Here is a 26,452-nt window from a genome sequence, read left to right on the forward strand (position 1 = left end):
TCCCGCACGGGCTCCCGTACGCTCCAGGATCATGGAGCGTGAGCGGGGCGGGCTGTTCGACTACCGGATTCTGGGGCCGTTGGAGGTCGTGTGCGGGGGCGAGCCCGTCCCGGTGACCGCCCCCAAGGAGCGTGATCTGCTCGTGCTCCTGCTGCTGCGAGCGGACCAGGTCGTTCCGGCCGAGGAACTGATCGACGGCCTCTGGGGGGACACGCCTCCCACCACGGCCCGTACCACGCTGCAGAACTACATCAAGCGGCTCCGCCACGTCCTGCACAGCGCGGGCCGTGACGGGGACGTACTGGCGACCCGGCCCGGGGGCTACGTCCTGCTGCTGGAACACGCCGTGCTGGACCTGCGCGAGTTCGACCGGCTGACCGCCGCTGCGGCCGAGGCGGCGGAGCGGGGGGACGACGCCGCGGCCTCCGCCCGGCTGGGCGCCGCGCTGGCCCTGTGGCGGGGAGACGCTCTGGCGGGCAGCCGTGCGGAGCAGCTGACCCAGGTCGAGGCGCCACGGCTCGACGACTCCCGCAGGGCCGCCTTCGAGCAGCGGATCGAGGCGGAACTCCGCCTCGGCCGGCATGCGGCCGTCCTCGTGGACATCGAGTCGGCCATCGCCCGGAACCCGTTGCGCGAGCGGCTGTACGGACAGCTGATGCTCGCTCTGTACCGCTGCGGACGGCGGGGCGAGGCACTCACCGCGTACCAGCGCGCGCGGGCGCAGCTGGTCCGTGAACTCGGCCTGGAGCCCGGCCCGGAACTGCTCGCGCTCCACCGCCGGGTACTGGCCGACGACCCCGCGCTCCTCGACCCCCGGCCCCGCCGGACGGCGTCGGCGGGGCCGGCCGACGGGACGGCGGTCCCCTCGCGCCAGCACGCCCTCCCCGCCCAGCTGCCCGCTTCCACCCCGGTGTTCACCGGCCGGGCCGATGCGCTCCGGCGCCTGGACATGCTGCTGCCGGTCGGTGGGGATGAAACGCCGGGCGCGGTGCGGATCGGTCTGGTCACCGGGCAGGCCGGCGCGGGGAAGACCTCCCTGGCCGTTCACTGGGGCCACCGCAGACGTGACCGGTTCCCGGACGGACAGCTGTACGTGAACCTCCGCGGCCACGCGGCCGGCCGGCCGCTCCGGCCCGTCGACGCGCTCAGCGGATTCCTCCAGGCGTTCGGTGTGCCCGCGCAGCACATCCCCGCCGAGGAGTCCCGGGCGGCCGCGCTCTACCGCTCGCTGTGCACGGGCAAGCGGATCCTCGTCGTCCTTGACAATGCACGCTCCGCCGAGCACGTACGCCCGCTGTTTCCCGGCAACTCCGAGTGCCTGGTCCTGGTGACCAGCCGGGACTCCCTGGCCGGGCTCGTGGCCCGGGACGCCGCCGTCCCGATGCCGCTGCGCGTCCTGGAGCCCGCCGAGGCGGAAAAGCTCCTCTTCCACGTGATCGGAGAAGCGCGCGGACGCGCGGAACGGGAGGCGGTCGCCGGCCTCACGGCCGCCTGCGCCTATCTGCCCCTCGCGATCGGGATCACGGCGGCCGACCTCGCAGTCCACCCGGACCGCTCCATCGCGGACCAGGTGGCCCGGCTGGCCGGCGACAGGCTGTCCGCACTGCAGGTACCCGGGGACGAGGAGAGTGCGGTCCGGTCGATCCTGGACATGTCCTACGTCACACTCGCGCAGGCCGCCGCCAGGATGTTCCGGCTGCTCGGTCTCGTCCCGGGACCGGACGTCCCCCTGCCGGCGGCGGCAGCGCTCGCCGGTGTCGGGCTTCCGGAGGCCTCGCGGCTCCTGGCCCGGCTGACCCGTACCCATCTCCTCGAGGAGCACGCGCCGGACCGGTACGCCTTCCACGACCTGCTGCGCGCGTACGCACGGGAACGGGGCGAGGAAGAGGACGGGCCCCAGGAGCGGGCGGCCGCGCTGGAACGGCTCCACGACTGGTATCTGGGGAGCGTCGACACCGCGGTCCGGATGTTCCAGCCGGAGGCCGTCCGGCTGCCGGTGGAGCACGGCGGCCGGGGCCTCGCCTTCCCGGACACCCTCGAGGCGATCGCATGGCTGGACGCCGAGCGGGCGAACACCGTGGCCCTCGTGCAGCGGGCCACGGACCTGGGGTCGTGGCGGTTCGCCTGGAGTCTCGCCGACGCGCTCCGCCCGTACATGATGCGGCGCGCCTACGCCGCCGACTGGCTCGCCGTGGCCTCGGCCGGACTGGCCGCCGCGGAGGCGGACGGGAATCCGGCCGGGCAGGCCGCGGCCCACCGGAGTCTGTCGAGTGCCTACCTGAACCGGAGCGACTACGAGAAGAGCACCTTCCATGACGAGCGGGCGCTGGAGCTGTACCGCAGGACGGGCTCGGCGGAGGGACAGGCGGCGACCCACAACAGCCTGAGCCTCGCGCTCTGGTACGGGGGCCGGCTGGAGGAGGCGCTGGCCCACGGCCGGCGCGGAGCGGACCTGTGCCGCGCGACCGGTTTCCGGCTGGGCGAGGCGATCACCATGGGCAACCTGGGCGCGATCCTGCACGAGCTGGGCCGCCTCGCCGAGGCCGAGGACCGGCTCGTGGAGGCCCATGAGCTCTACCAGGGGCTCTCCCTCCCCACGGCCACCTCCATCACCATGCGCAACCTGGGAGCCGTACTGCTCGAAAGGGGGCAGCCGCAACGGGCGGTCGAGCACTTCGAAGCGGCGGCGAGTACGCAGCGGGAGCTGGCTCTGCACCCCGATCTGGCGTTCTCCTTTTTCTGGCTGGCGATGGCATCGGTCCAGGCCGGCGATCGGTCGGCCGCTCTGGACTACATCGAGCAGGGGTTCGAACTGGCGACGGGAGAGCTGCGCGCCGAGTCGTACCTGCACACGGGCCGGGCCCTGCTCTCGCAAAGCGTGGGCAATCACGACGTCGCCCTGCGGCATTTCCGGCAGGCGGCCGAGCTGGCCCGCCGGTGCGATGCCCGCACGCCGGAGCTGCGGGCCCAGACCGGACTGGCCGAGAGCAGCCTGCGGCTGGGCCGGCACGACGAGGCCGCGGAGCACGCGGAGACCGCCCGGGCCCTGGCCACCGCGAGCGGGTACCGCCTCTTCGAGGCGCGGTCCCTCGCGCTGCTGGCGGAACTGGACCTGGCGCGGGGCGGGTTCGAGAGGGCCGCGCGCCGTGCGCACCGGGCGCTCGGCATCCAGACGGAGGCCGGGCACCCGATCGGGCGGGCCGAGGCCCTCCTGGTCCTCGGTCATGCCCTGCGGCAGGCGGGCGACGAGGAGGGGACCCTCCGGGCCTGGGCGCAGGCCCTGGAGGTGTACGAGTCCCTCGGCGCGGGCCGCCGGCACGAGGTCCGGGCCCTGATGGGTCGCTGACCGGCCAGGGGCCTGTTCGCGTTTGTCAATCGGATTGTCTCGTTCTTGCGTCCGGATACCGTGCACCGCACTCCGGAAGGTGCGCCAACCGTCCGTTTCGCACGTGTCTGTCTCCTATCCGTTTGTCCGGATTTCGGGTTTTCGCCATGGGGTGATGTTGTGAAAACGAGACCACTTAAGTGTGGTTTACGGTCTGGCGGTCCCTGAGGATGGCTCCATTGAGCTCGGGTCAATGGGTCACACGCTGTGGGGAGCGTCGACTCACGAGCACACACGATGGGGCCGGATTTCGCTGTCAGGGGTGTCAGCGAGGCCGGGTCCTTCACGTATCTATCGTGACTCCTGAGGAGGCAATTACCCATGCGCGGAGCAACGAGCGCCAAGTGGGTCGCGGGTGCCGTCATCGTGGCGATGGCCGCCACCGCATGCAGCACCAGCAAGGACTCGAACGCCGGGGGCAAGTCCGGCGGAAACATCACCGTGGTGCTCGGCGAGCCGCAGCACGGCCTGGTGGGTCAGAACACCGCCGAGTCCGAAGGTGCCGAGGTTCTCAACTCGCTCTTCACCGGCCTGGTCAAGTACGACAACAAGACCAACGAGCCGAAGCTCGCGGTCGCCGAGTCCATCGACACCACGGACTCGAAGACCTGGACGATCAAGATCAAGGACGGCTTCACCTTCCACAACGGTGAGAAGGTCGACGCTGCGTCCTTCGTCCGTGCCTGGAACTGGGGCGCCAACCAGGACAACGCGGCCGAGGGCCTGCCGTTCTTCTCGAAGATCGAGGGCTCCGACGAGCTCGCGCCGGGCAAGGACAAGAAGCCCACGGCCAAGGAGCTCAAGGGCCTGAAGGTCGTCGACGAGAAGACCTTCACCGTCACCCTGAAGGACCCGTTCTCCCAGTTCAAGACGATGCTGGGTTACAACGCCTTCTACCCGCTGCCCAAGGCGTTCGAGGCCGACCCGAAGAAGTTCGGCGAGGCTCCGATCGGCAACGGCCCGTTCCAGATGGACGGCGCCTGGGAGCACAACAAGCAGATCAAGATCAAGAAGTACGACAAGTACCCGGCCGAGGGTCGCGCCAAGCTCGCGGGCGTCACCTTCAAGATCTACGACAACCTGGACACGGCGTACAACGACCTGCGCGCCGACACCATCCAGATCGTCGACAAGCTCCCGATCTCGGCGATGGCCACCGTCTCCCAGGAGTTCGGCGACCGCTACATCTACAAGCCCGAGTCCGGCGTCGGCTACATCGGTCTCCCGCTGGAGCAGAACCCCGAGGCGTTCGGCAAGGTGGAGATCCGCAAGGCCATCTCCATGGCCATCGACCGGGACGCCATCGGCAAGACCATCTTCAACGGCACCCGCAAGCCGGCCGACGACTTCATCAGCCCGATCATCCCCGGCTACCGCAAGGGCGCCCTCGGCGAGGCGGGCACGTACAACCCGACCAAGGCCAAGGAGCTCTTCCAGCAGGCCGGCGGCATCCCGGGCAACAAGATCGAGCTCGGCTACAACGCCGACGGCGGCCACAAGGAGTGGATCGAGGCCGTCGGCAACCAGCTGAAGGCGAACCTCGGCATCGAGGTCACCGCCAAGCCGTACGCCAAGTTCGGCGACATGCTGGACGACCTGGGTGCCTCGAAGTACAAGGGCGCCTTCCGCATGGCCTGGTCGATGGACTACCCGGCGGCGGAGAACTACCTCCGTCCGATCTTCTCGAAGGTCGCGATCGAGAACGGCTCCAACTACGGCCACTACCAGAACGACGCGTTCGAGGCGAAGCTCGCCGAGGCCGACAAGGCCACGGACGCTGCGCAGGGGCTGAAGCTGTACCAGGAAGCCGATGACATCATCATCAAGGACCTGCCGTACATCCCGGTCTTCACGTACATGTCTTCTTCGGCCTACTCCAAGACCGTGAAGAACGTCGAGGTCGACGCACAGGGCCGCATGGACCTGGCGAACGTCGAGCTCAACTAACACCCCTCTTCACTAAGGGGATCCCGGGGGCGGGCAAGACGGAATCAGGTTTCCGTCCTGCCCGCCCTTTCCCCCTGTTCTCTGTTGGAGGTCTGATGGGCCGCTACCTCATCCGCCGACTCATACAGGCGATCCCTGTACTGATCGGTGCCACGTTCCTGATCTACGCGCTGACGTTCGCCATGCCGGGCGCTGACCCGATCCAGCTGCTCGCCGGCGAGAAGAAGGCAGACCCGCTCGTCACGGCGATGCTGCGCGCCAAGTACCACCTCGACGACCCGTTCCTGCTCCAGTACTGGAACTACATCACCGGTGTGTTCCAGGGCGACCTCGGTGAGACCCTCACCGGGCGCAAGGTGCTCGACCTGTTCTCCGAGGCGTTCCCCTACACGGTGAACCTGGCCCTCGTGGCCTTCGCCATCGAGGCCGTCGTCGGCGTGCTGGCCGGTGTCATGGCCGCCCTGCGCCGCGGCAAGTTCCTCGACCAGCTGGTGCTCATCTCCACGCTGATGGTCATCTCCATCCCCGTCTTCGTCACCGGCTTCGTGCTGCAGCTGACGCTCGGCGTGCAGATGAAGAACAACTGGGGCATCGACTTCTTCCCCGTCTCCTTCAACGAGAACGACGGGATCCGCGCCTACCTCCTGCCGGCGTTCGTCCTGGCCTCCACGTCCCTCGCGTACGTGGCCCGCCTGACGCGCACCAGCCTGATGGAGACGATGCGCGCCGACTACGTCCGCACCGCGACGGCGAAGGGCCTGCCTCGCCGCCGCGTCGTCGTGAACCACGCGCTGCGCAACGCCCTCATCCCGATCATCACCTTCCTGGGCGCCGACCTCGGCTCCCTCATGGGTGGTGCGGTCATCACCGAGCGGATCTTCAACATCCACGGAGTCGGCGGCCTGCTCGCCCAGTCCGTGTACCTCAAGCAGGGTGCGGTCGTGGTCGGCGGTGTGACGATCCTCGTCTTCGTCTACCTGATCGGCAACCTGCTCGTGGACCTGCTCTACGCCGTGCTCGACCCGAGGATCCGCTATGCGTGACACAACTACGGTGGAGGACTCGATGACCGACACCCAGCTCGCCGGAGCTCCCTCCGCCGGCGCCGCGGTCAAGGCCGGCGGAAAGAGGAAGAAGGACCGCGAGGCCAGCCTCTGGTCCGACGCCCTGAGCGACCTGCGCCGCAACCCGGTCTTCCTGATCGGTGCGTTCCTCGTCGTCTGCATGCTGATCATCTCCGCGTTCCCGCAGTGGTTCACCGACGGCAGTCCCTTCGACTCCACCGCCTGCACCCTGCAGAACTCGCTCAAGAAGCCGAGCGGGGACCACTGGTTCGGCTACGACATCCAGGGCTGCGACGTCTACACCCGTACGGTGTGGGCGGCCCGCAACTCGGTGATCGTCGGCATCGTCACCACCACGCTGGTGGTCGTCGTCGGCGGTGCCCTCGGCCTGCTGGCCGGCTGGGCCGGCGGCATCCTGGACAGCTTCCTGTCGCGCTTCACCGAGATCTTCTTCGCGATCCCGCTCCTGCTCGGCGGCATGCTGATCATGTCGGCCCTGCCGGGCAACGCCTGGACGGTCTCCCTGGTGCTCGCGATCCTCGGCTGGCCGCAGATCTTCCGCATCATGCGGTCCTCGGTGCTGCAGAACAAGAACAACGACTACGTGGTCGCCGCCCGCGCCCTCGGCGCCGGCACCCTGCGCATCACGGTGCGGCACATCCTGCCGAACGCCATCGCCCCCGTCATCGTGGTCGGTGCGATCAGCCTGGGTGTGTACATCTCCGCCGAGGCGGCCCTGTCGTACCTCGGTATCGGCGTCCAGCCCCCGGAGATCTCCTGGGGCCTCATGGTCAGCGACGCTTCCGTCCGCTGGCTGCAGGCCCCGCACGTGCTCCTCTTCCCGGCCGCTGCGCTGAGCGTCACCGTGCTCGCGTTCATCATGGTCGGCGACGCGGTGCGCGACGCCCTCGACCCGAAGCTGCGCTGAGGAAGGGCGTACGTTGACCATCATCGACAAGACCTCGAACGTCCCCGCGCCGCGCTCCGCGCCGGAGGGGACCCCCCTGCTCGAAGTGCGCGACCTGCACGTCGAGTTCCACACCCGCGACGGTGTCGCCAAGGCCGTCAACGGTGTCTCGTACTCCGTGAACGCCGGCGAGACCCTCGCGGTCCTCGGCGAGTCCGGCTCGGGCAAGTCCGTGACGGCGCAGGCCATCATGGGCATCCTCGACATGCCGCCCGGCAAGATCGCGGGCGGTGAGATCCTCTTCCAGGGCACGGACCTGCTCAAGCTCCCGTCCGAGGAGTACCGCAAGATCCGCGGTTCGAAGATCGCCATGATCTTCCAGGACGCGCTGTCCTCGCTGAACCCGGTGCACACCGTCGGCGCCCAGCTCGGCGAGATGTTCCGCGTCCACCGCGGGATGTCCAAGAAGGACGCCACGGCCAAGGCCGTCGAGCTCATGGACCGCGTGAAGATCCCCGCCGCCAAGGAGCGCGTGGGCGACTACCCGCACCAGTTCTCCGGCGGTATGCGCCAGCGCATCATGATCGCCATGGCGATGGCCCTCGAGCCGGACCTGATCATCGCCGACGAGCCGACCACGGCTCTCGACGTGACGGTCCAGGCCCAGGTCATGGACCTGCTCGCGGAGCTCCAGCGCGAGATGAACATGGGCCTGATCCTGATCACCCACGACCTCGGCGTCGTCGCCGACGTCGCGGACAAGATCGCCGTCATGTACGGCGGCCGGATCGTCGAGACCGCCCCGGTCCACGAGATCTACAGCCGCCCGGCGCACCCGTACACCCGCGGTCTGCTCGACTCGATCCCGCGCCTGGACCAGAAGGGCCAGGAGCTCTACGCGATCAAGGGCCTGCCGCCCAACCTGCTGAACATCCCGTCGGGCTGCGCCTTCAACCCGCGCTGCCCCAAGGCGCAGGACATCTGCCGCACCGACGTGCCGGTCCTGCACCCGGTGACCGAGCAGGACGGCACCGAGCTGCCCGGCCGCGGCAGCGCGTGCCACTTCTGGAAGGAGCAGATCCATGGCTGAGCTCACCAAGAACGCCACCGAGCGAGAGCCGATCCTCCAGGTCCGCAACCTGGTCAAGCACTTCCCGCTGACCCAGGGCATCCTGTTCAAGAAGCAGGTCGGCGCGGTCAAGGCGGTCGACGGGGTCTCCTTCGACCTGTACCAGGGCGAGACCCTGGGCATCGTCGGCGAGTCCGGCTGTGGCAAGTCCACCGTCGCCAAGCTGCTGATGAGCCTCGAGAAGGCCACCGCCGGCGAGGTCTTCTACAAGGGCCAGGACATCACCAGGCTGTCCGGCAAGGCCCTCAAGGCCGTCCGCCGCAACATCCAGATGGTGTTCCAGGACCCGTACACCTCGCTGAACCCGCGCATGACGGTCGGCGACATCATCGGGGAGCCCTTCGACATCCACCCCGAGGTGGCTCCGAAGGGCGACCGGCGCCGCAAGGTCCAGGAGCTCCTGGACGTCGTGGGCCTCAACCCCGAGTACATCAACCGGTACCCGCACCAGTTCTCCGGCGGCCAGCGCCAGCGCATCGGCATCGCCCGCGGCCTCGCGCTCAACCCGGAGATCATCATCTGCGACGAGCCGGTCTCCGCGCTCGACGTGTCGGTGCAGGCGCAGGTCATCAACCTGATGGAGAAGCTGCAGGACGAGTTCAACCTGTCCTACGTCTTCATCGCGCACGACCTGTCGATCGTCCGGCACATCTCGGACCGCGTCGGCGTCATGTACCTGGGCAAGATGGCCGAGATCGGCACCGACACCCAGATCTACGACCACCCGACGCACCCCTACACCCAGGCGCTGCTGTCGGCCGTCCCGGTTCCCGACCCGCAGGCCCGCGAGGGCCGCGAGCGGATCATCCTCACCGGTGACGTCCCCTCCCCGGCCAACCCGCCCTCGGGCTGCCGCTTCCGCACCCGCTGCTGGAAGGCCGAGGACCGGTGCGCCACGGAGGAGCCGCTGCTGGCGATCCCGACGCGCTTCCAGGGTGTGAACACCCCGGCCGCGCACGAGTCGGCGTGCCACTTCGCGGAGGAGAAGGCCATCCTGGCCGTCTGATCCCGCACCGCCGTACGCAGTCCAGGGCGCCCGGACCGGATTCCTCCGGCCCGGGCGCCCTTGCGTGTGCGCCGCTGCGTACGGCGGCGCACCGAAAGGGAGTTGCGGCTCGGTCGCGGCCGGGCGGACAGTGTCCGGATGACCGACACCCCGCACGACCGCCGCGTCCGGCGCCCCGCCCGCCCCGAGGGGGCCGCATGCTGACCGTCCGGCCCGCAGGGCCCGGGGACGCGTCCGACATCTGCGCCCTGCTCAACGCCGTCGACGTCTTCGAGATCGGCAGACCGGAGACCGACATCGAGGCCGTCGAGGCCGATCTCCACCACCCCGACGTCGACCTGGCGAAGGACTCCTGGCTGGCCTTCGAGGGCGGCCGGCTCGTCGCGTACGCCCTGGTGTGGACCGACTCCGGACCCGGCAGGGTCGACTCCGACCACTACGTCCTGCCCGGCCACCGCGAGGCCGCCGTCCGGCTGCTGGAGCTGATGGAGATCCGGGCCCGCGAGCTCACCGCCGGCGCCGGGGAGGCCGTCCTGCGGCTCCAGGTCAACGTGAAGCCCACCCTCGACGCCGACCTGCTGCCCGGCCGCGGCTACCGCACCGTGCGCCGCTACCAGGTGATGACCCGCGCCCTCGCGCCGGCCGCCGACCTGCCACCCGCCCCGCCCGAGGGGCTCGCCCTGCGCGACTGCGCCGCCGACGAGGCCGACCGCCGCCGGGCCCACGCCCTGGTGGAGGAGACCTTCGCGGCCCACTTCGGTCATGTGGACCGCCCGTACGAGGCGTGGCTGGACCACCTCGACGCCCGCCGGCTCGACTGGTCGCTGGTCTGGATCGCGAGCCTGCCCGGCGAGGGCGACGTGGGCGTCCTGCTGAGCCGCGACGACCGCACAGGCATGGGCTGGCTCAGCCACATCGGCGTACGCGCGGACCTGCGCGGCCGCGGCATCGGCGGCTTCCTGCTGCGCCACGCCTTCGCCGCCTACGCGGCCCGCGGCCGCGACACCCTCGGCCTCGGCGTGGACGTCCACAACGAGACCGGTGCACTCACGCTCTACGAGGCGCACGGCATGGGCCTGCACTACGCCGTCGACACCTGGGAGCTGCCTTTGCACCCGCAGGGGTGACAGGCGGGAGACGCGAGGGTGCAATCGGCCGAACCGAGAGTGCTCGAGCCCCCACATAGGGTGACATGGGCCCCAAGTGAGTCTTGGGAGCCATAGGAGGCACTCGATGCGCGGAGCCACCCACGCCAAGTGGGCCGCATGTGCGGTGGCCGTCGCCCTCACGGCGACGGCCTGCGGCGACGAAAGCGGCGGCGGCGGTGGCGGTGGCGGCGACACCGGGATCGTCAGCTCCTCGTGGGGTGACCCGCAGAACCCGTTGGAGCCGGCCAACACCAACGAGGTGCAGGGCGGCAAGGTCCTCGACATGCTCTTCCGGGGCCTCAAGCGGTACGACCCGAAGACCGGCGAGGCCATCAACATGCTCGCCGAGAAGATCGAGACCACCGACAGCCAGCACTTCACCATCACGCTGAAGGACGGCTGGAAGTTCAGCAACGACGAGCCGGTCACCGCGCAGTCCTTCGTGGACGCCTGGAACTACGGCGCGGACGTGCGCAACAAGCAGAACAACTCGCCGTTCTTCTCCGACATCGTCGGCTACGAGGACGTCCACCCGGCGTCCGGCGACCCCAAGGCCAAGACCATGTCGGGGCTGGTGGTCAAGGACCCCAAGACCTTCACGGTCGCCCTGAAGAACAAGTTCTCCACGTGGCCCGAGACCCTCGGCTACCAGGCCTTCTCCCCGCTGCCCAAGGCCTTCTTCACCGACCACGCCGGCTGGCTGAACAAGCCGATCGGCAACGGCCCGTACACGGTGGACTCGTACACCAAGGGCACCGGCATGAAACTGCGCACCTGGGCCGGCTACCCGGGCGAGGACAAGGCGCTGAACGGCGGAGTCGACCTCAAGGTCTACACCGACAACAACACCGCCTACACGGACCTGATCTCCGGCAACCTCGACCTCGTCGACGACGTCCCCGCGCAGCAGCTGAAGAACGTCAAGAACGACCTCGGCGACCGGTACATCAACCAGCCCGCCCTCATCATCCAGACCCTCACCTTCCCGCTGTACGACCCCCAGTGGAGCAAGGAGGGCATGGAGAACGTCCGCCGCGGCATCTCCATGGCGATCAACCGCGACGAGATCACCAAGCAGATCTTCCGCGAGACCCGCACCCCGGCCAAGGACTGGACCTCCCCGGCCCTCGGCGAGAAGGGCGGCTTCAACGCCACGCTCTGCGGCGACGCCTGCAAGTACGACCCGGCCGCCGCCAAGAAGCTCATCCAGGACGCCGGCGGGCTCCCCGGCGGCAAGGTCACGCTGACGTCCAACGTGGACACCGGCTCGCACCGCGAATGGATGGACGCCGTCTGCAACAGCATCAACAACGCGATCGGCGAGGGCCCGGTCTGCACGGTCAACCCCATCGGCACCTTCGCCGACTTCCGCAACCAGCAGAGCTCCTTCAAACTGACCGGCCCCTTCCGGTCCGGCTGGCAGGCCGACTACCCGCTGATCCAGAACTTCCTCCAGCCGCTCTACTACACCGGCGCCTCCTCCAACTACGGGAAGTTCAGCAACCCGGACTTCGACAAGCTCGTCGACGAGGCCAACCAGGAGAGCGACGCGGCCAAGGCCATCGCGAAGTTCCAGGACTCCGAGAAGATCCTCGCCGCGCAGATGCCGTCCATCCCGCTCTGGTACCAGAACGGCAGCGCCGGCTACGCCGAGCGGCTCACGGACGTGGCGCTCAACCAGTTCAGCGTCCCCGTCTACAACGAGATCAAGGTCAGCTGACCCTCCGTCGGATCGATCCTGGAGCAGTCCATGGGACGTTATGTGATCCGGCGGCTGCTCCAGATGATCCCGGTGTTCATCGGCAGCACGTTCCTGATCTTCTTCATGGTGTACGCGCTCGGTGACCCGGTCGCGGCCCTCTTCGGCGACAAGGCGCCCGACCCCGCCACCGCCGCGCGCATCCGCAAGGACCTCTACCTCGACCGCCCCCTGTGGGAGCAGTACCTCCACTACATGGGCCAGATCTTCCAGGGAGACTTCGGCACGGCCTTCAACGGCCAGCCGGTCACCGAGCTGATGGCCTCGGCCTTCCCCGTCACCCTGCGCCTGACCATGGTCGCGATCTTCTTCGAGATCGTCATCGGCATCACCCTCGGCGTGATCAGCGGGCTGCGCCGCGGCAAGTCCGTCGACACCTCCGTGCTGGTGCTCACCCTCGTCGTCATCTCCGTGCCGACGTTCGTGACGGGCTATGTGCTCCAGTACCTCTTCGGCGTCAAATGGGGCTGGGTCCGGCCCACCGTCTCCCCGGACGCCCCCTTCAACGAGCTGATCCTGCCCGGCATCGTGCTCGCGCTGGTCTCCCTCGCGTACGTCACCCGGCTCTCGCGCACCTCCATCGCCGAGAACGTCAAGGCCGACTACGTGCGCACCGCCGTCGCCAAGGGCCTGCCGCGCCGCCGGGTCGTCACCCGCCACCTGCTGCGCAACTCGCTCATCCCCGTCGTCACCTTCATCGGCACCGACATCGGCGCCCTGATGGGCGGCGCCATCGTCACCGAGCGGATCTTCAACATCCACGGCGTCGGATACCAGCTCTACCAGGGCATCCTGCGCAACAACTCCCCGACGGTGGTCGGCTTCGTGACCATCCTCGTCATCGTCTTCCTGCTGGCGAACCTGCTCGTCGACCTGCTCTACGCGGTCCTGGACCCGAGGATCCGTTATGCCTGAGCGCAACGAGCCCGCCTACGACCCACTGGAACCCGCAAAGGGGGAGGCCATCGCCCCCACCGGCCAGGGCGGCCCCATGGATCTCGCGCTCGACGAGGCCGAGAGCCTGGAGAAGGCGCTCGGCGACGCGCCCAGCGGTCCGGGCGAGAAGGCCCGCTCCCTGTGGTCCGACGCCTGGCACCAGCTGGTCCGCAACCCCGTCTTCGTCATCTCCTCGCTGATGATCCTGTTCCTCGTGATCATCGCGATCTGGCCGCAGCTCATCGCCAGTGGCGACCCGCTCCAGTGCGACCTGTCCAAGTCCCAGCAGGGTTCCTCGCCCGGCCACCCCTTCGGCTACGACACCCAGGGCTGCGACGTCTACACCCGCACCGTCTACGGGGCCCGCGCCTCCATCACCGTCGGGGTCTGCGCCACCCTCGGCGCCGCCCTGCTCGGCTCGGTGCTCGGCGGGCTCGCCGGGTTCTTCGGCGGCTGGGGCGACTCGCTGCTCTCCCGGGTCGCCGACATCTTCTTCGGCATCCCCGTCGTCCTCGGCGGCCTGGTCTTCCTGTCCGTGGTCACCAGCACCACCGTCTGGCCGGTCGTCGGCTTCATCGTGCTCCTCGGCTGGCCGCAGATCGCCCGCATCGGCCGCGGCTCCGTCATCACCGCCAAACAGAACGACTACGTCCAGGCCGCCCGCGCCCTCGGCGCCGGCAACGGCCGGATGCTGCTGCGGCACGTGGCGCCCAACGCCATCGCCCCCGTCATCGTCGTCGCCACCATCGCCCTGGGCACGTACATCGCCCTGGAGGCCACCCTGTCCTTCCTCGGCGTCGGCCTGCGCCCGCCCACCGTCTCCTGGGGCATCGACATCTCCAACGCGGCCCCGCAGATCCGCAACGCCCCGCACATGCTCCTCTGGCCGGCGGGCGCGCTGAGCCTGACCGTGCTCGCGTTCATCATGCTCGGCGACGCGGTCCGCGACGCCCTCGACCCCAAGCTGCGCTGAGGAGTGGGCACCATGCTGCTCGAAGTCCGCGACCTCCACGTGGAGTTCCGTACGCGGGACGGAGTCGCCAAGGCCGTCAACGGCGTCAACTACTCGGTGGACGAGGGCGAGACGCTCGCCGTGCTCGGCGAGTCCGGTTCGGGCAAGTCGGTGACCGCGCAGGCCGTGATGGGCATCCTGGACGTGCCGCCGGGCCGGATCGCGGGCGGCGAGATCCTCTTCAAGGGCAGGAACCTGCTGAAGATGAAGGAGGAGGAGCGGCGGAAGATCCGCGGCGCCGACATGGCGATGATCTTCCAGGACGCCCTGTCCTCCCTGAACCCGGTCCTCAGCGTGGGCGCCCAGCTGGGCGAGATGTACGAGGTCCACCGCGGGATGTCCCGCAAGAACGCCAGGGCCAAGGCCGTGGAGCTGATGGACCGGGTGAAGATCCCGGCGGCGAAGGACCGGGTGGGGGACTACCCGCACCAGTTCTCGGGCGGCATGCGCCAGCGCATCATGATCGCGATGGCGCTGGCCCTGGAGCCCTCGCTGATCATCGCGGACGAGCCGACGACGGCACTGGACGTCACCGTCCAGGCCCAGGTGATGGACCTGCTCGCCGAGCTCCAGCGCGAGCTCAACATGGGCCTCATCCTCATCACCCACGACCTCGGTGTGGTCGCCGACGTGGCCGACAAGATCGCCGTCATGTACGCGGGCCGGATCGTCGAGGCGGCCCCCGTCCACGAGATCTACGCCGCGCCCGCGCACCCGTACACCCGCGGTCTGCTCGACTCGATCCCGCGCCTGGACCAGAAGGGCCAGGAGCTGTACGCGATCAAGGGCCTGCCGCCGAACCTGCTGAACATTCCGCCCGGCTGCGCCTTCAACCCGCGCTGCCCGATGGCGCAGGCGGTCTGCCGCACGGACGTCCCGCCGCTCGCACAGGCCGGTCCGGACCGCGCGAGCGCGTGCTTCTTCTGGAAGGAGTGCCTCGGTGGCTGAGTCCATCCTGGAGGTCAGGGACCTCGTCAAGCACTACCCGCTGACCCGGGGCATCCTCTTCAAGAAGCAGGTCGGCGCCGTCAAAGCGGTCGACGGGGTCTCCTTCGGCCTCGCCCGGGGCGAAACCCTCGGCATCGTCGGAGAGTCCGGCTGCGGCAAGTCCACGGTCGCCAAGATGCTGGTCAACCTGGAACGTCCGACGGCCGGTGCGATCTCGTACAAGGGCGAGGACATCACCAAGCTGTCCGGCAAGGCCCTCAAGGCCGTCCGCCGCAACATCCAGATGGTGTTCCAGGACCCGTACACCTCGCTGAACCCGCGCATGACGGTCGGTGACATCATCGGGGAGCCGTACGACATCCACCCCGAGGTGGCTCCGAAGGGCGACCGGCGCCGCAAGGTCCAGGAGCTCCTCGACGTGGTCGGGCTCAACCCCGAGTACATCAACCGCTACCCGCACCAGTTCTCCGGCGGCCAGCGCCAGCGCATCGGCATCGCCCGCGGCCTCGCGCTGCAGCCGGAGGTCATCGTGGCGGACGAGCCGGTCTCGGCGCTCGACGTCTCGGTCCAGGCCCAGGTGATCAACCTGCTCGCACGCCTCCAGAACGAGTTCGACCTGTCGTACGTCTTCATCGCGCACGACCTCTCGATCGTGCGGCACATCTCCGACCGGGTCGGGGTGATGTACCTGGGCCGGGTGGTGGAGATCGGCACCGACACCCAGATCTACGACCACCCCACCCACCCCTACACCCAGGCCCTGCTGTCGGCCGTGCCCGTCCCGGACCCGCAGGCGCGCGCCCACCGCGAGCGGATCATCCTGACCGGCGACGTGCCCTCCCCGGCCAACCCTCCCTCGGGCTGCCCGTTCCGTACCCGCTGCTGGAAGGCGCAGCAGCGCTGCACGGACGAGGTCCCGCTGCTGGCCGTCCCGGAGGCCTTCCCGTCCGGCCCGGCGGCCCACCCGTCGGCCTGCCACTTCGCGGCGGAGAAACAGGTAGTCCCGGCGATGGGCGAGCTTCCCCCGCCTCCCGCCGCGCCGGCCCCGCCGGCGAAGGAATGACCGGCGCAGCCCCGAGAGGCGAAAACCGGCCACCCCGCGCGGATTCGCTCCGTCAGGGCCGCTTTTCCGCCAACGCGGTTTACACGTAGGCAACTTGCCCGTTTCTGTCCCGAGATCTGAGGCGTGCAGCCTGGGTCCCGTGCGGCCGTGCGGGTGCCGACAGCCGGCCGGGGAGGCGTACAGGCTCCCCGGCCGGCCTCCCCCGTGACCCTGCGCATGCGCGGCGTGCGCCCCTCGTGCTGCCGGAATTCGATCGATGCGCTGGTACGGATAGTTATGATCCGTAGCGCACGGTGGGTATGACTCCGCCGAGCACTGAGTACGAGTACGCGTACCGATGTCCGCTCGACGTGGAGGTGAAACGCCGTGGCACTCTCGATCTCGGCCGTGGTGCTGCTGGCGATCGTCGTCTTCCTACTGGTCCGCCGGTCGGGCCTGAAGGCGGGACACGCCGTTGTCTGTGTGCTCCTCGGGTTCTATCTGGCGAGTTCGACCATCGCGCCGACCCTCAGCCAGCTGACCACGAACGTGGCCAGCATGATCAGTGGACTCAAGTTGTAGGCAGGTCCTCGTAGTCTTGGCCCCATGAACGGTCTTCCCGCCCGTCGGCTTCTCCTCGTGCACGCGCACCCGGACGACGAGTCGATCAACAACGGCGTCACCATGGCCAAGTACGCGGCCGAGGGTGCCCACGTCGCACTCGTGACCTGCACCCTCGGCGAGGAGGGCGAGGTCATCCCGCCCGAGCTCGCCCACCTGGCGCCCGACCGCGACGACACCCTGGGCGCCCACCGCATCGGCGAGCTCGCCGCGGCGATGGCGGAACTCGGCGTCACCGACCACCGGTTCCTCGGCGGTCCCGGCCGCTTCCGGGACTCCGGGATGATGGGCGCCGAGCAGAACCGCCGGCCCGGCTCCTTCTGGTCCACCGACGTGGACGAGGCCGCCGCCCACCTGGTCGAGGTCATCCGCGAGGTCCGGCCGCAGGTGCTCGTCACCTACGACCCCGACGGCGGCTACGGGCACCCCGACCACATCCAGGCCCACCGGGTCGCCATGCGCGGCGCCGAGCTGGCCGCGGAGACCACGTACCGCCGGGACCTCGGCGACCCGTGGGAGATCGGGAAGATCTACTGGAACCGGGTCCCGCGCTCGGTGGTCGAGGAGGGCTTCGCCCGGCTGGAGGCTGCCGGAGCCAAGGCGCCCTTCCCGGGGGTGGCTTCGCCGGACGACGTGCCCGGTGTCGTCGCCGACGAGCGGATCACCGCCGAGATCGGGGCCGACGAGGCGTTCGTGGCGGCCAAGGCGGCCGCGATGCGCGCCCACGCCACCCAGGTCGCCGTGGAGGGACCCTTCTTCGCCCTCTCCAACGACCTCGCGCAGCCGCTGTTCGACCGCGAGTACTACGAACTGGTCGCGGGCCGGCCGGGCGCCCCGGCGGGCGAGCGCGAGCACGACCTGTTCGCGGGGGTGCAGGCATGACCGGGACCCTGACGCCCGCGCGGATCGCCGTCCTGCTCGGCCTGTTGGCGGCGGGAGTGCTGACCGGCATCGCCGGCTGGCTCGTCGTGGACCTGTGGTTCCCCGGCGGGCTGCTGCTGGGACTGCTGGCGCTGTTCGGGCTGTTCCTCGGCGGCCGGATCGCCGTCGGGACCGGGCTCGGGGTGGGCGCCGGCGTGATCGGCTGGTTCCTCGCGTACGTACTGCTCGGCGCCCCGCGCCCCGAGGGGGACTTCCTGCTCAGTTCGTCCGGAATCGGCATGTACGCCTACCTTTTGGGCGGGACGGTGCTGGCTGTGATGTGTGCCACGCTCCGCGGTCCGTTCGAGGGGCCGGTTTCGGCCGCGCAGTCCGGCAAGTGACGTGCCGTTGAACTCCGTCGAGGTGCGCGTTCACGGGGGTTGGGCCGGCGCTCCCGGGCTGTTCGGAAGGGCCCTGGAGGGGCTGAAGGGGAACCCCTGATTCCCCTAGGACAGTTGCGCGAGGGCGACGGCCAGTATGGTGGTCGGGCCGCCGAGCTGCCCGCGCACGGTATGACGGGCGGCGGAGCCAACCGGGAGAACCTGCCTTGAGTCGTGAAACCGACAGTTCGTCCTCCGGGCCCCAGGGGCGCGGTGGAGCCGCTTACCCCTCGGGTACACCGCCGTACGGAACCGGCCAGTACCCGTCCATGCCCGTGCCGTCCGGGCCCGGCGCGGCGACTGCCTCGGAGGAGAACCCTGTGACCTCGAACCCGTCCACGCCCGACACCGACGGGCCGAAGACCGAGACCACCCTGACGACCCGGATCCGGATCAACATCCCGGGTTCGCGGCCGATCCCGCCGGTGGTCGTACGCAAGCCGGTGGCGGCTGCCGCCGCCGCCGAGCCGGAGCCCGAGGTCGAGCCCGCCGCCGAGCAGGCCGCGGCGGAGCCCGCGCCGGCCGCCGAGCCGGAGGAGCCGACCAGCAACTGGTTCGCCCCCCGCAAGTCGGCCCCTGCGGCGCCCGCGCCCGCTCCGGCAGCCCCGGCGCTGCCGACCCGTACCCCGGCCGCGGCGGGCCCCGCGCCCTCGCTGCCCCACCGCACGCAGGCCGGCCCCGCCCCGGTGCTGCCGACCCGTACCCCGGGGCCGTCCGCCGGGGGCGCCCCGGTGTCCGGCTTCGCCCCGGGCGCCCCCGGCCCCGCGGGCCCGCGTACGTCCGGCCCGGCCGGCCCCGGCTTCGACACGCCCGCCCACGGCTTCGCCCCGGCGCCCGCTCCGGCCGGCCCCGGCTACGGACCCGGCGGTCCCGCCCCCGGCGCGCCCCTCGCGCCGCGGCGGCCCGGCGGCCCCGGCGTCGGCACGCCCCTGGGCCTCCCCGGCTACGGCGACGGCGGCCCCGCCACCGAGCCGTTCCCCGCGTACGGCGGCCCGTCAGGCCCCGCGGGCCCCGGCGCCCCCGCGGGCCCCACCGGCGGGCCCGCGCTCGGCACCGTCCCGCTCGGCGAAGAGGCCCCCCGCTGGCCCGGACCGGAGCTGGACGAGCCGTTCCCGCCGGTCCCGGCCCCGACCCCGGTTCCCGCTCCGGCAGCGGCCGCCCCGGCGCGCCCGAAGCCGGCCAGCGCGACGCCGACCAAGATCAAGAAGGGCCGCTCCAAGCTGGTCCTCGTCGGCAGCGGCCTCATCGCCCTGCTCGGCGTGGCCTACGGCGCCGGGCTGCTCCTCAACCACTCCGACGTCCCCAAGGGCACCACCGTCCTCGGCGTCGACATCAGCGGCAGCCGCGACGAGGCCGTCGGCAAGCTCCAGACGGCCTTCGGGAACCGGGCCGCGGCCCCGCTCACGCTCACCGTCGGCGGCAAGCCGGTCGAGCTCAAGCCCGAGAAGGCCGGCCTGAGCCTGGACGCCCAGACCACCGTCCGCAACGCGGCGGGCAGCGACTACAACCCCGTCACGGTCATCGGCTCGCTCCTCGGCAACGAGCGCATCGCCGAGCCCGTGATGCCGATCGACGAGGAGAAGCTCCAGGTCGCGCTCCAGGAGCTGGCCGGAACCGCCGGCACCGCCACCGAGGGCACCATCAAGTTCGACACGGGCAAGGCCGTCGCCGTCCCCGGCAAGCCCGGCTCCACCCTGGACGCGGACGCCTCCGCCGAGCTGGTCAAGAAGGCCTTCCGCGACATGGTCGCCACCGGGAAGCCGGCTCTCGTCGAACTCCCCGTCGCTACCAAGAACCCCGTCATCGACCAGGCCGAACTGGACCGGGTCATGAAGGAGTTCGCGGAGCCCGCGATGTCCGCCCCCGCCACGGTCAAGGCGGGCACCAAGTCCATCCCCTTCGGGGCCAAGTCCCTGCCCAAGATCCTCAGCATGCAGGTCGTGGACGGGCACCTGGTCGAGAAGTACGACCTGGAAGCGCTCAAGGCGACGTACGGGAACACCTTCGACGGCGTCCTGATCACGCGCGGTACGGGCGAGAAGACCGCGGTCACCCCGCAGGACGTCGCCGGCGCCCTCGGCACGGCCCTGCGCGGCAAGACCACGGCCGAGCGGACCGCCACCATCAACACCAACCCCAACTAGATCCCGGCCGCACACGAGCCCCCGTCCGGCCCCGGGCGGGGGCTCCGCCGTGCCCGCCGCCGGCCCGGTCACCGGGTGCGGCCGGGCGCCCGGTGACCGGGCCGTCATGCCGGTCGCATGACATCTGTCATCCACCGGTCACGACCGCAGACACTGCCGCGGGCACCCCCGTACGGGGGAATCTTCAGTCATGACGATGACGACCCCGGCGCACACCGCCGCCGCACAGGACACCGGACCCGGCGCCGGCCCCGTGGTGGCCTTCCACGACGTGACCAAGAACTACGGCGCGGTCCGCGCGGTCGACGGCCTCTCCCTGGAACTCCACCCCGGTGAGACCGTCGCCCTGCTCGGCCCCAACGGCGCCGGCAAGTCCTCCACCCTGGACCTGCTGCTGGGCCTGCGCCCCGCCGACTCCGGCACCGTCCGGCTCTTCGGCACCACCCCCCGCGAGGCCATCGCGGCCGGCCGGGTCGGCGCGATGCTCCAGAGCGGCGGCCTGATGGAGGACGTGACCGTACGGGAGATCGTCGCCCTCGGCTGCGCCCTGCACCCCCGCCGCCACCCGGTCGAGGAGGTGCTCGGCCGCGCGGGGATCACCGAGATCGCCGACCGCATGGTCAACAAGCTCTCCGGCGGCCAGGAGCAACGCGTCCGCTTCGCCCTCGCCACCGCGGGACACAACGACCTGATCGTCCTCGACGAGCCGACCACCGGCATGGACGTCACCTCCCGCCAGGCCTTCTGGGCCACGATGCGCGAGCAGGCCGCCCAGGGCCGCACCGTCCTCTTCGCCACCCACTACCTGGAAGAGGCCGACGCGATCGCCGACCGCGTCCTGGTCCTCAACAAGGGCCGGCTGCTCGCCGACGGCACCGCCGCCGAGATCAAGGCCAAGGCGGGCGCCCGCAGGATCGCCTTCGATCTCGCCGGGGACGCCCCGGTGGACGAGGCGGCGCTGCGCGCCCTGCCCCACCTGACGGCCTACGAGCGCCACGGTGAGACGGTCAGGCTCCAGTCCCGCGACGCCGACGCCACCGTCCACGCCGTCTACGCCCTGGGGCTCTACCCCCGGAACCTGGAAGTCGCCGGGCTGGGCCTGGAACAGGCCTTCATCGCCCTCACCGAGGCCGAGGAGGCCGAGTAATGCAGACCACTGGAACGATCAAGCTCATAAAGCTCGAGATCAGCCGGGCCCTGCGCAACAAGAAGTACCTGTTCTTCACCGTCCTCTACCCTGCCGCACTGTTCCTGATGCTCGGCGGCACCCTGAACGGCACGACGAAGGTCATGGGCACCGAACTGACCATGCCCGCCTTCTACATGGTCGCCATGGCGTCCTTCGGCGCCCTGACCGCCGTCCTGATGGGCAACAGCGAGCGCATCGCCAAGGAGCGCGAGAAGGGCTGGGTCCGCCAGCTCCGGCTGACCGCCCTGCCCGGCCGCGGCTACGTCCTGGGCAAGACCGCCAGCGCCGGCGTGCTCTCCCTGCCCGCCATCCTCGTCGTGTTCGCGGTCGCCGCGGGCGTCAAGGGCGTCCGGTTCGACGCCTGGCAGTGGCTCGCCCTCACCGGTTCCATCTGGGCCGGCAGCCTGGTCTTCGCCGCGCTCGGCGTGGCGATCGGCTACCTCGCGAGCGGGGACACCGTCCGCCCGATCACGATGCTGTTCTACTTCGGCCTCTCGATCCTCGGCGGCCTGTGGATGCCGACGGGCAACTTCCCGCAGTGGCTGCAGAACATCTGCGAGTGGCTGCCGACCCGGGCGTACGCGGGCCTCGGCCAGGCCATCGAGCTCGGAGGCCCACCTCACCTGAAGGACGTGGCGATCCTCGCGGCGTACTTCGTACTCTTCACCGGTGCCGCCGCCTGGCTGTACCGCAAGGACTCGCTGAAGGCATGACGGGTGTGACGAGCGTGATGGGTGCGACGGGGACGACCGGTGGAACCGGCGCGGCGGAGCCGATGACCGAGACCGGTCTGCTGGGAACGAAGGGCGGGCCCCGGATCGGGGCGCGCCCCGAGAACCGCCGGCAGAGGATCGTGAAGTCGCTGTGGATCAGCATCTGGCTGTTCTACCTCAGCGCCCCCGTCACCGACCTGGTCAGCGGCGGACACAGCCTCGGGGCCCGGCTGCTCGGCGGCCTGGGCCTCGTGGCCTTCGTCGCCTGGTACCTGGTCCTGGTCTTCCGCACCGCCCGGCAGACCGAGGTGCGGCGCGTACTGCTCTCGGTGGCGGTCCTCTCCGCGCAGGCCACCATCCTGTCGCTGTCCCTGGGCCGCGAATGGCTCGTCCTCTTCGTGTACGTGGCGATCGCCTCCGGCGCCGCGCTGCCGGGGGAGATCTCCCGGTTCACGGTGCCCGGCGCCACCGCCCTGCTCGCGCTGACGGCCTTCGCGGTGCCCGGCGGCGACGAGTACCTGGCCGGGCTGCTGATCCCCGCCCTGATGGGCGGGTTCGCGATGGTCGGCATCCGCGCCATGATCCGCACGACGGTGGAACTGCGCGAGGCGCGGGCCACGGTGGCGCAGCTCGCGGCGAACGAGGAACGCCTGCGGATGGCCCGGGACCTGCACGACCTCCTCGGCCACTCGTTGTCCCTGATCACGCTCAAGAGCGAGCTGGCGGGGCGGATGCTGCCCGGCAGTCCCGAGCAGGCGGCCCAGCAGGTGGCCGACATCGAGCAGGTCAGCCGACAGGCGCTGGCCGACGTACGGGAGGCCGTGAGCGGCTACCGGCGGCCGACCCTGCCGGGCGAACTGGCCGGCGCGCGGACCGCGCTGACCGCCGCGGGCGTACGGGCGGACCTCCCGGCGGAGCCGGTGGAGGACCTCCCCGAGGAGGTGGAGTCGGCACTGGCCTGGTCGCTGCGGGAAGCCGTGACCAACGTGGTCCGGCACAGCGGGGCGCAGCGGTGCACGGTCCGGCTGGAGACCCTCCAGACCCTGGCCGGACCGGTGGCCGAGCTGTCGGTCGCGGACGACGGCGCGGGCGGCCCGTCGGTCGCCGGCAACGGCCTGACGGGCCTGACGGAACGCCTCGAGGCGGTGGGCGGCACGCTGTCGGCCGGCCAGACCGGCAAGAAGGGCTTCCGCCTGCTGGCCCGCATCCCGCTGGGACGACACGACCTAGGATCGGGATCATGAGCGAACGCCCCATCCGGATCCTCCTGGCGGAGGACCAGTCCATGGTCCGGGAAGCCCTCGCGGCCCTCCTCGGACTGGAGCCGGACATCGAGGTGCTGGCCCAGGTCGCCCGCGGCGACGAGGTGGTGACGGCGGCCCGGGCGCACGACGTGAACGTCGCGCTGCTCGACATAGAGATGCCGGGCATGACGGGCATCGAGGCGGCGGCGGCCCTGCGGACCGCGGTCCCGGACCTCAAGATCGTCGTCCTGACGACCTTCGGCCGCCCCGGCTACCTGCGCGGCGCGATGGAGGCGGGGGCCTCGGCGTTCCTGGTCAAGGACGCCCCGGCCGCGCAGCTTGCGGAGGCGGTGCGCAAGGTCCTGGCGGGCGAGCGCGTCATCGACCCCACCCTGGCGGCGGCGGCCCTGGCCGAGGGCGCGAACCCGCTGACCGACCGGGAGCGGGAGGTCCTGCGGGCCGCCGAGGACGGCGCGACGAACGCCGAACTGGCGGCCCGGCTCCACCTGTCCCAGGGCACGGTCCGCAACTATCTCTCGACGGCGATCCAGAAACTCGCCTCCCGTAACCGGACGGAAGCAGTCCGCACAGCCCGCGAAAAGGGCTGGCTGTAGCCCTTCCCGGCCCCGCCGGCCCGTGGGGCGCCGGGTCCAGGGCGGAGCGCCGGGTCAGTTCAGCAGGGCCCGCGCGGACAGCGCCTCGGCGCGAATGCGCCCCGCCGCCCCCGAATCGATCGCGTCGACGACCACCGCGTACGCCTCCAGCTCCGCCGCGCCGGAGGCGAACTCCCCCCGCTCGACCAGCAGCTTCGCCCGCTCGTACCGCAACGACGCCGGATGCGACGGCAACAGCAGCGACAGGTCCAGCGCCCACAGCGCCACCCCCGACTGCTCGGGCCGGGCCGAGGCCCACGCCCTGATGTTGTTCAGGATCCGCAGGACGATGTCCAGCGTCCGGGCCGGCGTACGCGGCTCCGCGGCCAGCTCCGCCGGACCGGCGCCCAGTGAGGCGCCCCCGGCGAACGGGTCCACCACCAGACCCTCGTCCGGGTCCCCGAACCCCACCACGAAGTGCCCCGGCAGCCCCAGCCCGTACACCGGCGCACCCGCCCGCCGCGCGACCTCCAGCCAGACGACGGACAGGAGGATCGGCAGGCCCCGGCGCCGCCGCAGCACCTCGTGCAGCAGCGAGGACGACAGCCGGTCGTAGTCCGCGGGAGTGCCGTGGAAGCCCATCCGGCCGCCCAGCAGCTCCGTCACGGCCGAGGCCCACGCCTTCCCGCCGCGCAGTCCGTACGGCAGCATCCCCGCCAGCCGGTCCAGCTCGATCTGCGCCCAGTCCATGGCCCGTTCGTCCAGCTCCGGGTCCGCCTCCGCGGCGAGCAGCAGGCACAGCAGCGCCAGGTCGGGACGCTCCGAGCGGGCCTCCTGCGCGAACCGCTCCCGGGATTCCGCGCTCACCCCGCCGCCCGGAAGTGGTGGTACGCGTGGTGCGTCGCGAAGCCCAGGCCGTCGTACAGCGCCCGTGCCCCCGCGTTGTCGGCCTCCACCTGCAGCCAGGCCGCCGACGCGCCCTCCTCCAGCGCCCGCCGGGCCAGTACCGCCATCACCGCCGTGCCCAGGCCCGCGCGCCGGTGCGCCGGGTCGACCTCGACCGCCGCGAAGCCGGCCCACCGGCCGTCCACCACCAGCCGCCCGATCGCCCGTCCGGGCAGCGTCGCGAACCACACCGACGGCCCCGCGGTGAGCACCCGCCGGGCCACTTCCGGGTCCTTGACCCGCCCGTACCGCCCGAGCCACTCCTCGTCCGGGGTACGGGTCAGCCGTACCTCCGAGCCGGTGGCGGTGGTGTCCACGTCCGCGATCGGCGCCAGCGCCGCGATCCGGACCTCCGCCGACACCTCGTTCACCCAGCCCCGGCGCTCCAGCTCCGCGCCCAGCAGCTCCTGGGTGCCCACAGCCCCCGTCGCCGTCTGCACATACGCCGGAAGCTCACGTTCCGCGTACCAGGACGTCACTCGCGCGAGTGCTTCGTCCAGCGGGACCCCCGGGTCGCCGAGCGGCAGCACGGAGTTGGCCCGCCGGGTGAATCCGCCGGCCGCCCGCAGCGTCCACTCGCCCAGCGGCTCGCTCTCCAGCGGCTGCCAGGCCCGCGCCCCGGTCCGCGCCAGCTCCTCGAAAGAGGCCGCGGGACCTCGCCGCCGGGCCGGGGCCGGGGGCACGATCTTGCCCGCCACCAGCATCGATTCCGCGATGTGGACGGACTCGCCGCTCTTTCGTGTGATCGTCAGCACACCCTGGTTCCAGGATGTGAGAACTCCGACCGTGTCGGTGAACGACGGTGACCCCCTCGAGCCACTCTCCACCCGTCGTACAGAGACACGTTTACCCACGTCAGCCGGGGTAATACGAATCTCCAGCAGCCCACCGGCAGTGATTTCCACAGCTCTGTCCGCCCCTCCTGTTCGGATCGTGCCCGGGAACGGAGATACTAGGCGTGGGCATCGACGACGCCGCGCTCCCGCGCGATATGGAAAGCCCTACCGAGGAGGAACGAGAGCGTGACCTACGTCATCGCGGAGCCTTGTGTCGACGTCAAGGACAAGGCATGCATCGAAGAGTGCCCCGTCGACTGCATCTACGAGGGCCAGCGGTCCTTGTACATCCACCCGGACGAGTGCGTCGACTGTGGTGCGTGTGAGCCGGTCTGCCCGGTCGAGGCCATCTTCTACGAGGACGACACTCCGGAAGAGTGGAAGGACTACTACAAGGCGAACGTCGAGTTCTTCGACGAGCTCGGTTCGCCCGGTGGTGCCTCCAAGCTGGGCCTGATCGAGCGCGATCACCCCTTCATCGCCGCGCTGCCGCCCATGGGCGAAGGCCACTGACGGCCACTGCCCCACACGGCAGAACGCGTGCTTCGGTCCCGTACGGCCCCCGTGCCGCGCGGGACCGAGT

Annotated in this window: 23 protein-coding genes; 21 read left to right on the forward strand and 2 right to left on the reverse strand. The window is 70.6% G+C overall.

What is annotated here, in order from left to right; genetic code table 11:
• The first annotated feature begins 31 nt into the window (after positions 1-31).
• The 20 genes from ACZ5WG_RS01475 to ACZ5WG_RS01570 all read left to right on the forward strand — a co-directional run bounded on the left by ACZ5WG_RS01475 (position 32) and on the right by ACZ5WG_RS01570 (position 24,109).
• The gene (locus ACZ5WG_RS01475; protein WP_468719824.1) at positions 32-3,346 is read left to right on the forward strand and encodes an AfsR/SARP family transcriptional regulator; all 3,315 of its coding nucleotides are present in this window, start codon (positions 32-34) and stop codon (positions 3,344-3,346) included.
• A gap of 360 nt (positions 3,347-3,706) precedes the next feature.
• Entirely contained in the window at positions 3,707-5,332 is a 1,626-nt protein-coding gene (locus tag ACZ5WG_RS01480) for a peptide ABC transporter substrate-binding protein (protein WP_468719825.1), read from the forward strand.
• Between the two features lie 95 nt (positions 5,333-5,427).
• The gene (locus tag ACZ5WG_RS01485; RefSeq protein ID WP_468719827.1) at positions 5,428-6,375 is read left to right on the forward strand and encodes an ABC transporter permease; all 948 of its coding nucleotides are present in this window, start codon (positions 5,428-5,430) and stop codon (positions 6,373-6,375) included.
• Entirely contained in the window at positions 6,368-7,324 is a 957-nt protein-coding gene (locus ACZ5WG_RS01490) for an ABC transporter permease (RefSeq protein ID WP_468719828.1), read from the forward strand. Before ACZ5WG_RS01485 ends, ACZ5WG_RS01490 begins: the two co-directional genes overlap by 8 nt.
• A 13-nt stretch (positions 7,325-7,337) precedes the next feature.
• Positions 7,338-8,393 carry an ABC transporter ATP-binding protein gene (locus ACZ5WG_RS01495; RefSeq protein WP_468719829.1) on the forward strand — a complete coding sequence of 352 codons (1,056 nt, stop codon included), beginning with the start codon at positions 7,338-7,340 and terminating at the stop codon, positions 8,391-8,393.
• A complete protein-coding gene (locus tag ACZ5WG_RS01500; protein ID WP_468719830.1) occupies positions 8,386-9,438 on the forward strand; it encodes an ABC transporter ATP-binding protein in 1,053 nt (350 codons plus the stop codon). Before ACZ5WG_RS01495 ends, ACZ5WG_RS01500 begins: the two co-directional genes overlap by 8 nt.
• A gap of 197 nt (positions 9,439-9,635) precedes the next feature.
• On the forward strand, positions 9,636-10,565 hold the full coding sequence (locus ACZ5WG_RS01505) for a GNAT family N-acetyltransferase (protein ID WP_468719831.1): 930 nt from the start codon (positions 9,636-9,638) through the stop codon (positions 10,563-10,565).
• 106 nt (positions 10,566-10,671) lie between these two features.
• The gene (locus ACZ5WG_RS01510) at positions 10,672-12,306 is read left to right on the forward strand and encodes a peptide ABC transporter substrate-binding protein (RefSeq protein ID WP_468719832.1); all 1,635 of its coding nucleotides are present in this window, start codon (positions 10,672-10,674) and stop codon (positions 12,304-12,306) included.
• Positions 12,307-12,336: 30 nt separating this feature from the next.
• A complete protein-coding gene (locus ACZ5WG_RS01515) occupies positions 12,337-13,260 on the forward strand; it encodes an ABC transporter permease (protein ID WP_468719834.1) in 924 nt (307 codons plus the stop codon).
• Positions 13,253-14,254 carry an ABC transporter permease gene (locus ACZ5WG_RS01520; RefSeq protein ID WP_468719836.1) on the forward strand — a complete coding sequence of 334 codons (1,002 nt, stop codon included), beginning with the start codon at positions 13,253-13,255 and terminating at the stop codon, positions 14,252-14,254. The genes ACZ5WG_RS01515 and ACZ5WG_RS01520 overlap by 8 nt, the downstream gene beginning before the upstream one ends.
• Positions 14,255-14,266: 12 nt before the next feature.
• Positions 14,267-15,241 (forward strand): ABC transporter ATP-binding protein, encoded by a 975-nt coding sequence (locus tag ACZ5WG_RS01525; RefSeq protein ID WP_468719837.1) that lies wholly within the window; start codon positions 14,267-14,269, stop codon positions 15,239-15,241.
• The gene (locus ACZ5WG_RS01530; protein ID WP_468719839.1) at positions 15,234-16,304 is read left to right on the forward strand and encodes an ABC transporter ATP-binding protein; all 1,071 of its coding nucleotides are present in this window, start codon (positions 15,234-15,236) and stop codon (positions 16,302-16,304) included. Before ACZ5WG_RS01525 ends, ACZ5WG_RS01530 begins: the two co-directional genes overlap by 8 nt.
• 366 nt (positions 16,305-16,670) lie before the next feature.
• Positions 16,671-16,865 carry a hypothetical protein gene (locus ACZ5WG_RS01535; protein ID WP_030291103.1) on the forward strand — a complete coding sequence of 65 codons (195 nt, stop codon included), beginning with the start codon at positions 16,671-16,673 and terminating at the stop codon, positions 16,863-16,865.
• A 24-nt stretch (positions 16,866-16,889) separates the two neighbouring features.
• Positions 16,890-17,786, forward strand: a complete 897-nt coding sequence (mshB, locus tag ACZ5WG_RS01540; RefSeq protein WP_468719840.1) for an N-acetyl-1-D-myo-inositol-2-amino-2-deoxy-alpha-D-glucopyranoside deacetylase — start codon at positions 16,890-16,892, stop codon at positions 17,784-17,786.
• A complete protein-coding gene (locus ACZ5WG_RS01545) occupies positions 17,783-18,166 on the forward strand; it encodes a DUF6113 family protein (protein ID WP_468719841.1) in 384 nt (127 codons plus the stop codon). The genes mshB and ACZ5WG_RS01545 overlap by 4 nt, the downstream gene beginning before the upstream one ends.
• Before the next feature lie 206 nt (positions 18,167-18,372).
• Positions 18,373-20,349, forward strand: a complete 1,977-nt coding sequence (locus ACZ5WG_RS01550) for a peptidoglycan binding domain-containing protein (protein WP_468719843.1) — start codon at positions 18,373-18,375, stop codon at positions 20,347-20,349.
• 196 nt (positions 20,350-20,545) lie between these two features.
• Positions 20,546-21,496, forward strand: a complete 951-nt coding sequence (locus ACZ5WG_RS01555; RefSeq protein ID WP_468720486.1) for an ABC transporter ATP-binding protein — start codon at positions 20,546-20,548, stop codon at positions 21,494-21,496.
• A complete protein-coding gene (locus tag ACZ5WG_RS01560; protein ID WP_468719844.1) occupies positions 21,496-22,251 on the forward strand; it encodes an ABC transporter permease in 756 nt (251 codons plus the stop codon). Before ACZ5WG_RS01555 ends, ACZ5WG_RS01560 begins: the two co-directional genes overlap by 1 nt.
• 62 nt (positions 22,252-22,313) lie before the next feature.
• The gene (locus tag ACZ5WG_RS01565) at positions 22,314-23,495 is read left to right on the forward strand and encodes a sensor histidine kinase (protein WP_468720487.1); all 1,182 of its coding nucleotides are present in this window, start codon (positions 22,314-22,316) and stop codon (positions 23,493-23,495) included.
• On the forward strand, positions 23,492-24,109 hold the full coding sequence (locus ACZ5WG_RS01570; protein ID WP_468719845.1) for a response regulator: 618 nt from the start codon (positions 23,492-23,494) through the stop codon (positions 24,107-24,109). The genes ACZ5WG_RS01565 and ACZ5WG_RS01570 overlap by 4 nt, the downstream gene beginning before the upstream one ends.
• A 54-nt stretch (positions 24,110-24,163) precedes the next feature.
• Here ACZ5WG_RS01570 and ACZ5WG_RS01575 read toward each other — a convergent pair whose 3' ends face one another.
• Together ACZ5WG_RS01575 and ACZ5WG_RS01580 are read right to left on the reverse strand one after the other, a co-directional pair.
• Positions 24,164-24,955: a transglutaminase-like domain-containing protein gene (locus tag ACZ5WG_RS01575; RefSeq protein ID WP_468719846.1), complete on the reverse strand. Its 792-nt coding sequence runs from the start codon at positions 24,953-24,955 to the stop codon at positions 24,164-24,166.
• Positions 24,952-25,938: a GNAT family N-acetyltransferase gene (locus ACZ5WG_RS01580; protein ID WP_468719847.1), complete on the reverse strand. Its 987-nt coding sequence runs from the start codon at positions 25,936-25,938 to the stop codon at positions 24,952-24,954. The genes ACZ5WG_RS01575 and ACZ5WG_RS01580 overlap by 4 nt, the downstream gene beginning before the upstream one ends.
• Positions 25,939-26,055: 117 nt before the next feature.
• Between ACZ5WG_RS01580 and fdxA the strand changes: the two genes are divergently transcribed.
• Positions 26,056-26,382: a ferredoxin gene (gene fdxA, locus ACZ5WG_RS01585; RefSeq protein WP_030291119.1), complete on the forward strand. Its 327-nt coding sequence runs from the start codon at positions 26,056-26,058 to the stop codon at positions 26,380-26,382.
• Positions 26,383-26,452: the final 70 nt, after the last annotated feature.

The sequence above is a fragment of the Streptomyces sp. NPDC032745 genome (assembly GCF_055579465.1).